This is a genomic window from Fulvivirga imtechensis AK7 (assembly GCF_000331535.1).
Lineage (GTDB): Bacteria > Bacteroidota > Bacteroidia > Cytophagales > Cyclobacteriaceae > Fulvivirga > Fulvivirga imtechensis.
The window spans coordinates 1-8,306 of sequence record NZ_AMZN01000158.1; the positions used below are offsets into that span (position 1 = coordinate 1).

General features: G+C 42.2%; 10 protein-coding genes. 2 read left to right on the forward strand and 8 right to left on the reverse strand.

Annotated features, from left to right (window positions below):
• Positions 1–230 precede the first annotated feature (230 nt).
• Positions 231–503 carry a hypothetical protein gene (locus C900_RS27400; RefSeq protein ID WP_040497689.1) on the forward strand — a complete coding sequence of 91 codons (273 nt, stop codon included), beginning with the start codon at positions 231–233 and terminating at the stop codon, positions 501–503.
• A 672-nt stretch (positions 504–1,175) separates the two neighbouring features.
• Here C900_RS27400 and C900_RS27410 read toward each other — a convergent pair.
• The 6 genes from C900_RS27410 to C900_RS27435 all read right to left on the reverse strand — a co-directional run bounded on the left by C900_RS27410 (position 1,176) and on the right by C900_RS27435 (position 5,807).
• Positions 1,176–1,478 carry a type II toxin-antitoxin system RelE/ParE family toxin gene (locus tag C900_RS27410; RefSeq protein WP_009583750.1) on the reverse strand — a complete coding sequence of 101 codons (303 nt, stop codon included), beginning with the start codon at positions 1,476–1,478 and terminating at the stop codon, positions 1,176–1,178.
• 4 nt (positions 1,479–1,482) lie between these two features.
• A complete protein-coding gene (locus C900_RS27415; RefSeq protein ID WP_009583751.1) occupies positions 1,483–1,785 on the reverse strand; it encodes a hypothetical protein in 303 nt (100 codons plus the stop codon).
• Positions 1,786–1,825: 40 nt separating this feature from the next.
• Positions 1,826–2,065: a hypothetical protein gene (locus C900_RS27420; protein ID WP_009583752.1), complete on the reverse strand. Its 240-nt coding sequence runs from the start codon at positions 2,063–2,065 to the stop codon at positions 1,826–1,828.
• 205 nt (positions 2,066–2,270) lie between these two features.
• Entirely contained in the window at positions 2,271–3,194 is a 924-nt protein-coding gene (locus C900_RS29585) for a tyrosine-type recombinase/integrase (protein ID WP_009583753.1), read from the reverse strand.
• Entirely contained in the window at positions 3,160–4,176 is a 1,017-nt protein-coding gene (locus C900_RS29075; protein WP_009583754.1) for a tyrosine-type recombinase/integrase, read from the reverse strand. Before C900_RS29075 ends, C900_RS29585 begins: the two co-directional genes overlap by 35 nt.
• 89 nt (positions 4,177–4,265) lie before the next feature.
• Complete coding sequence (locus C900_RS27435; protein ID WP_009583755.1) at positions 4,266–5,807, reverse strand: hypothetical protein; 1,542 nt, start codon at positions 5,805–5,807, stop codon at positions 4,266–4,268.
• A gap of 144 nt (positions 5,808–5,951) precedes the next feature.
• Here C900_RS27435 and C900_RS27440 point away from each other — a divergent pair, with 144 nt between their 5' ends.
• A complete protein-coding gene (locus C900_RS27440) occupies positions 5,952–6,287 on the forward strand; it encodes a helix-turn-helix domain-containing protein (protein WP_009583756.1) in 336 nt (111 codons plus the stop codon).
• 54 nt (positions 6,288–6,341) lie between these two features.
• On the opposite strand, the gene C900_RS27445 is transcribed toward C900_RS27440, so the two are convergent.
• A complete protein-coding gene (locus tag C900_RS27445) occupies positions 6,342–6,941 on the reverse strand; it encodes a hypothetical protein (protein ID WP_009583757.1) in 600 nt (199 codons plus the stop codon).
• 88 nt (positions 6,942–7,029) lie between these two features.
• The coding region (locus C900_RS27450; RefSeq protein WP_040497691.1) for an RHS repeat-associated core domain-containing protein at positions 7,030–8,306 on the reverse strand (1,277 nt) is incomplete at its 5' end.

The following is an 8,306-nucleotide window of genomic DNA, read 5'->3' on the forward strand; positions in this document are numbered from 1 at the left end:
GAGTTAAAAGTGAGACCAAAGGGAGTATAATTATTGCAAAAAATTAGCGAAGGGATTTTTTCTTCTGGCGCACCCAAAATTTTTAAAGGCGATTTTTCTATGCCTTCCCCTGCCTCATAATATGTTAATTTTCTGCATCCCATTTTCAGGTTTTAAGATAATGATATTTTTTTCTGCCGTTTTAAACTTTTGTCGTATTTATAATAAATCATTTTATAAAACTGACAGATATGTTTACAAATTTCAAGTACAAAAACCTTCCAGAACGTCACATTCAGGAAGTAATAACCTATTGTTTAACGTTATCATCCAACGATGAACGTAATTTTAATAAGTGGCATGTAGGATTAACAGAGGATTCAGATTTTCAAGCAGATAAAATCATTCCGTGTGATAGTGAGACAGAAGCATCTGATCTTAAAAGATATTTAACTACTATTAGAGGCTTCAATGATGATGGAGGTAATGGCAAGTTTCTTTATGTTTCGAAGGAAAAAAGTTAAGCTCGATTTTTAGGGATAAAGCTTTGGTTGTGGGTGGCTTTGTGCGGATTTATTCCTAAAAATGAGCATCCAAGCGAACCACTACATTTCATCAGGGCAGGCAGTCAACAGAGCGCGGAAGGTTAGCACTGTCTTTTCATTTTACTTTGCGGATCGCACTCACCTGGCTATGAGCACTGTCCTTCGCGAGCCGTCTTGCGAGTGTGAACGAGGCCGCCCAGGAGAAGCGACCGTAGGGAGTGACTGGGCGTGGGGTGCAACCCCGACCGCAGGGAGCCGAAGTGAGCCTGCAAGGCGAGCACAAACACGGGCTGTGGATTTTTATTTTTGCCTACCTGCCGGAGGCTATCAATCAACTAAAATAAAAATAGGAACAGCCGTGCCGAGGAGCGGATGGGCAGCAAGTGGAGTAAAATGCAAGTGGGATTTGTGCGGCTGCTAAATATGCGCTGCACTCTGATGCCTTTTTACCTGCTGTAGCTTTTCGCAAAGCTGGTAATCATTTCAACTAATAATCAGTGTGTAGCGCATGTTTTAAGGCGTGAAGACTTGCAGTTTTACGGAACGCAGCCTGACCAACGCACCGCAGGCACACCGCTTTTTCTAACTGCCGCCATTAGCGGCAAAGCGGGTTGGCTCGTGGGTCTTGGGGCGGACTTGTGTGGTTGGCTCTTAGCGTGACAGGTACCTCTTTCTGATATTTTCAGGGTGTTGGTTCATGTTAAAGATGTCTGTAACATAAACAGTTTCTTCTTCCTGTAGATATATGATCTTATAATCTCCTTCAAGGATAAAACGATGTCCCTGATTAAGGTTGCGGAGCTCTTCAACTATACGCCCTCTGTTGGCAAGAGTGGACAATGTCGCTGCCCTGTCCAATATTTTATCTATTACCTCCTGGGCTTTGTTTTTAGAAAAACGGCAGTGTATCTCCCGAAGGCTTTCTTCGGCAAGATCGGTTAATTCTACAGTCATTTAATTACCAGTTCTTTACCTCTTTACGAAGTTGCTCAATGCTTTTGGTGCGGCCTTCTTTTATAGATTGGTTAGAGGCTTCCGCGCGGGCAATCAGTTCAGATTGATTAATAGCTTCTCCATTTGCCTTATAACCAACTGTAGCTTCACCGCTTTCTTTCAATATCGCCTTAATTCTGGCAATAATATTAAGATCCTGAACTCTGGCAAGTTGCTCTATTAAAAAAAGCTTTTCTGACTGGATATCCATATAACTTGGATTTGATTTATGTAAAGATAACATTTTCATTCTTACTTTTAGTTTCATATAGCCCCTGCAGAAGTGCAGGGGCCTTCTTCTGATTTTTTTAGTTATTAAACTGCTCTCTCCATTTCTTGTAATGTGCATGGTGGAAGCATTCATTTAGTCGCTGCAATGCAAAGCAGGTATTCTGGATATCGTATTGGCCTATCACATCCTTTTCAAGGTAATGGAGCAGGTAAACGGCTTTGGATAGTTCCAGACTTAATGAGGCGTAATCACCTGCATAGTTATTTTCTATATGCTCTTTGAGCTCGTGCAGATCTTCTGTGTTTAATCTTTTCATTTTTTGACAGTTTTTGGAATAAAGAACCCGCCTTAGCCTTTCCCCCGCACTGTCAAGGGCGGTTTGAGTGGTTTCCCTGACTCATAGGCATAGCGGGTTTATCTTAAAGATAGGTAAATTCAGATGACAGTTTCGGGAACTAAATTATCTAATTCGGGGCGCTTTCCTATGGGCTTCTGTTTTTTGATTGCATAGCTTCTTGTTTTTATCCTACTGGGTGGAACTGCTGTACTTCTTCCTGTAAGCCTTCCATGTCGTTGTGTAAATAACTCTCCGTGCTGCTGATGTAGCGATGGCCTGCAAGGTATTGGACTTCTCTAAGGTTGTACATTTTCAGCCATTTGGTGATTACTGATGTTCTGATCTGTTTTGCATTTAACACATTTGGATTGAGCTTTCTAACTGTGACCATAACTTGGGTCATGAAGTTGCTGAAGCTGTAACAGGTGCCACCTTCTCCGATAAACAGCTTACTGGTTTCTTCTTTGGCTTGTGCTTTTCTTTTGGTGTCCATTTGGATCAGTTCACCCCTGACCTTCAACACATAATCATAGATGTCCATGATCTGGTGGGCTTCCAGCTTCATTTCCCTGCTGTTGCTTCTGGCACTTCCTTTTACATTGAGTTTCCCTTCCCGAAGGTTAATGTCATTCACTTCCAGCATACCAAGCTCGAAGGTTTTCAATCCCTGATAGACCAGCATGCCCAGTATCACCCGACTTCTGCTTTGCTGTAATGAAGTTGCCGGATAGTTATTGTAAAGTGCGTGCAGCTCATGAGGTTCTATAATGTGGTAAAGTACTTTCCGTTTTACGCCTTTGATAGTGATATCTGTAGCCGGATTTTTGGTTGCCTTCCCTTCCCTGATAAAATGCTCGTACAGGTGTTTAATGGTGCCTATGTAGTTTTGTATCGTCCTTTGGGATGCCCCGTTGTTGCTGCACCATTTCATAAAACCCAACAACTCATTGTAGGTGACTTGCTCGACTTCTAAATTCTCCTTTGCCAACCACTTCCAGTAAATCCTAAAAATAATAAGCCTGCTCCTGATGCTGTTTTGGGTAAAGGCTCTTGATTTCATGTAGGTGATAAAGCTATCTTTCGTCTTCTGATAATCGGATGGGTTCATAATTCGGGATGTTATTGTATGGTTGCTTCATTTCCTGTTTTACTCCTGCTACATGGGTGTAGATCTGCGTGCTCTCCAGTGTGCTGTGGCCTAAAAAAAGGCTGATGCTTTCCAGCTTCATGCCGGCCTGTAAAAAGTGGGTGGCTATGGAGTGCCTGAGTGTATGCAGCCCGATTTCTTTTTCGATCAGGTCAGCATCTCCGGTTTGATATTGCAGGTTTTTAAGCCTGATAAACAAGCTTTGTCCCTGCATTCTTTTATGGCTGGTAGAAGCAATAAAAAAGGCTTCTGTTTTACTTCCTCCGGTGAGTTCCTGCCGGTGGTCGTACACATAATCCTGCAAGTATTTCAGGTTGGTTTTGCTGACCGGTACAAGCCGTTCTTTATAGTTCTTTCCTTTTCTTACGTGCAGCATTGACCTGTCAAAATTGATATCGCCAACATCCAGACTCACGCCTTCGGTTCTTCTTAAGCCACAACCGTAAAAGATAGCCAGCATTGCCCTGTCCCTTGCCTGCATTGCTTCCAGCACTTCCGGTGATACATTGGGCTTCTTCTCCGGCTTCTGGTAGGTAACTTTAAACAGCAGGCTGATTTCTTCGGTGGTCAGGTAGGTAATTTTGTGCTCGGTTTCTTCGTTCTCCAGCCGGATTTCAGGGATTTCCAGCCTTCCCACTTTGCGCAGGTATTCTGTAAATTTTCGGAGTGCCTGTATATGCTTGTTCAGGTGGGCATTGCTTAAACCACCGCCCCGCTTTTGGTTACTTCGTTCTTTTAGTTTTTGATAGTAGCTTTCAATATGTTGGGTTTTCAGTTCCTTAATAGTTTGGATTTCCTGTTGTTCCAGATAATGGAGTAACTCCCGAACATGCAAAGGCAGGTTGTAAACGGTGCTGGCGGCATACCCTTGCACGTCCAGCCACTCTTTGAAGGAGTTTTCTAAATATCTAAAGGATGGGTTATTGAGTACTAGTTTTTTCACTTCGGTATGTCTTTTCTGGTTTGGCTGAACTTCTTTATAAAATCACCTTTCCTGATGCTCTAAAGCATGGTATGTAGTTCATTTTCTGGCTATGAACTTCTTTTGGTCTTCTTGATCTTCTGTAATCCGGTCAAAATTTTATCCAGTACTCCGGCTATTCGTTTGTTGCGCTGCTCCTGATCTTCAAAGGTGGTTACCTCATAGGCAAAGCCGTTCTTCTTATCTCCCTTCACTTTGTGTATTAATCCCCATGACTGCAATGCGAGCATAAAACGTTTCTGGTTGCTTGGGTGGACTTTCAGGGCTTGGCGTGCCTGCACATTGGTAAAGCTGTTTTTATCTTCTTGTTTGAGCCAGTCTTTGAGCCGTTCGAAGTAATTACGGCAGGCTCCTGACAGGTCATCGGATTTGCGCAGTAGCACTTCTTTCATCAGCTTATTGACTTCCTCTATGTCTTCCAGCGTGGCTTCTATGTATTCTTCTCCGGTTTCCTTGTCATACTGCTTTTCCCGTTGGTACTGGTGGTAAAAGGTCACCGCTTCAATGAAGGCCAGATAGTGTGCGTTGCTTCTTCTTGGTTTGAACACTTCATCAGGGATATGCAGGCTTTCTGCAAAAGGGTTTCGTATTTGAACAGGAACCAATACCCGTTGCATATTCTGGAACTGCTCAATAAGTTTCCACTGCTCGGCCAGATCAATCTTACCTGCTGATAGTTTGCGCTGGAAGGCCATTATTTTACTGTCCTGCTCTTTGCTCTCGTCTATGTAGATCAGGAATGACCTGTTGGCGTTATCTTCATAAAGGCTTTCTTTGGTGGTGCAGCCTGATACGCAAACAGGGCCTTCTACTACTAAACTCACTGTCCTTGTCTCCCCTTTGGTATTCTTGACTACTACGGTTTTGGTGATCCGCTTTTTACTTTTGATCTCCCGTAATGGATAAAGTACTTCATCCGCTCCGTCCAGATCCTCGATTAAGATCAGCTTGTTTCTAAGTTCCTGCTGGCCGAAGTAGTAGAAGGCATTGCCGCTTAATGTGGTAATTTCCAGTTTATCTTCTTCGGGTATCAGGGCGCTGACTTTCTCCTGTAAATGGGTTTTTCCTATTCCTGAACTTCCAAGGCTGATCACATGCAAAGGGTTGTCCCGTTTCCGGCTGGTGAAGATCAGGTACATTAATAGCCTGTTGTTTTCTTCCCCGATCACTCCGGCACGTCCTATGTCTTCCATTGTCCTTTGCATCAGGTTCGGGGCTTTCAGGTAGGCTTGTGCTTCTTTGATCTCTTCCGGACTGAGGAACTTCTTTTTATCCTGTACCTGATTTTGCTTCTCAATCTCTTCCAGCCTGTATTTTTCCAGTTCATCGGTAAGGTCTGTTAGTGCGGCTGCCGCTACGCTGGTGCCGATCTCCAATCGTTCTGCTATTTTCCTGATCAGCTTTTCGGTCTGGTTGTCGTTGTAAAGGTCTAAATTATGTCTTAAGCTGAGGTGCTCCACTTGTATTTTGAGCGTTACCCGCATTCTGTCCAAGCCCTCCAGTCTGATGCCACCCAAAACGGCTATGCCTAAAGGTGGATGTTCGTAGGTAATGTGATCGGGGTTGGTAGGGTCGAGCTTTTTATCTTTCATCTTCAAAAAAGTTTTTTATTACCAATTGGTCATAAACATACACAATAGTTTAAAAAGTATCCAAACAAATGAAGTTGTTTTTAACCAAATGTTTAGATATTATTGCTAAACACCGCCTGAACGGTGATTTTTAACACCATTTGTATGGATTTAGGTAAAAAACTGCTAGAGTTACGAAAGGAAAAAGGGCTTACCCGTGAAGCTCTTGCTAAAATGATTGGCACTTCAGGGGCGATTATTGGCAAGTATGAGCGTGAGGAAAGAACACCTTCAGTAGAGATTGCCAAAAACATAGCTCAAGCTCTGGAGGTTTCTCTGGACTATCTGGTAGGCACTACTGAAGTGATGCTGGATACTTCCATTATCAAAAAGATACAGGAGATTCAAAAGCTCCCCGAAGATGACCGCAAGCATCTCTTGTATCTCATGGACAATGTCCTTCAAAATGTAAAGGCTAAACAGGCATTCGCCTCTAAATGAAAAGCCCTGCATTCCTGCAAGGCTTAAATCTTTTCGAAATTACTACCTAACTACTTAGGTCTGTACTTTTGATTTGATAAAAATTGAGAATACAAAAAACCAACTCATGTAAATTGTCCAGGCGATAAGGGATATCATCCCAGAATAATCATTAATAACATAGTAAACTGGCTCTAGCAACATTAATATGGCAACAGCTAGTGTAATCCATTTAATAACCTCTAATTGATAATACTTTCTAAAATCAACACTAACCAAAATTAGCCCCACTATTCCACTTATCCAGCATAAACCTATCCTTATCATATGGGTAATTCCAAAGACGACTTCTGTTGAAGATGGGTTTAAAGAAAAGAATGAAAAGCTCATCCACATCAATCCCGAGAAAGAGATAAAATATGATCCAATACGTCCAAGGTTATTCGTCTTAGACTCTATTGATAAGAGAACTCCAAATACTATTATAAGAAGACCAACTAAAAAATAGTTGAATACCTCTGCTTGTATTTGATTTTTAAAGCCATCTAAATTAAATGAAGTTATACCCAAGAATTCAACTTCTTCAAACGTCTGAGGATTCATTACAAAAATAGTGGCAAATGACAAGAGATAAGCAATAGTTACTCCAATGCCTAGTAATTTAACTAATCTCATTTATCGCAAAATCAATATTATTATCGAAATTATCAACCCAATGAGAATTACGATTAGCTGCCATCGAACCGCTTTGCCGTATGGATCATCAATCTTGCTCATCTTCAGTAAAATAATTAACTATCTTATTAAGCATACTTCCCAAGCCACCTAAAACAGATGTTTGTGTAGCCTCTTCAGTTGCATTAGTAATATTACCAACTTTTTTAGATTGATTTATCGCAGTCTTGGTAGCCGTATTAGTCAAAAGCCCAAACCCTAAATTGACAGCCTCCTTTGCCGCTGCATCATCATCACCTTCAGCTAAATTAACAGACATTTTAGTTACTTTTCCTGTCGCTGACACAGTCTCTCCTACTGGAACCAATACCAAAGATGATCCTCCCGTAAACGGTGATGCTATAAGCCCTGCATCAGATATAGCTTCGCCTCCTTTGTCTGCCACTTCACCAACATCTTTCACAACTTCTTTTGTAACCTCTTTACCTGTTTCTGCAACTGTATTAATATCATTAGCAGTACTGGTAACCTTAGCAATTTTTTTAGACTGAGAATCCATATTAACTTCACTAGGTACATGCCCAGAAGTACCACTGATTAGCCTTTGAGCCGGTGCTTCTGCTTTACTCAATATGGCGCTATACTTTGTCAACGTCTTGATTAACTCTATACCACAAGGAACGCAATCTCCGAGCGGGTCATTATTTTTGATTGGATCATTGAACGCATACTGATAGGAAGACATACTTTCCTGCCCTCCTTGATCAGCAAGTGGATCAACCTGAACAAATCTCCCTATAGCATAATCATACATTCTTAACTTTGTCATATCCAAGTTAAGATCAAGGTCCGTAATTCTTTCTGTCTTAAACTGCTTATCTCCAGTACCCTGATTGTAGAGGTATTTGTTTTTGTCTGCAGTAACCCTCTGGTAGGAGTTAAAAGTGAGACCAAAAGGATAATAATCATCCTCCTGAATTACAGGACTCTCATTCAGGGTCACTTTCATGTCATCAAAATATACCCAGTGGGTAGCAGCACTTTCGCTGCTGATATAAACATACACAAATCCTGCCTTTTCTGCTACTATATCATTCAGTGTAAGCTTTTCATGGGCGCCATTGGCCGCTGTTCCTATCTGAACGTGGCCATGCTGGTAGAATTGCATATGCTCATCGAACAGGATGTAGTTCAGGTAGGCTGCCGGGCGGCTGTCGTTGGAGGTGCCGAGCAGGCCGATGTCGTTCAGGGCATTGTCGAAGGAGTTGTAGGTGGCTTGTTGTTCTACCGTGCCGCCATTCACTCCGCCAAAGCCTCCGGATATCGCTGCTATGAATGAGGTTAGCCCTACCTGGGTGGAGTAGC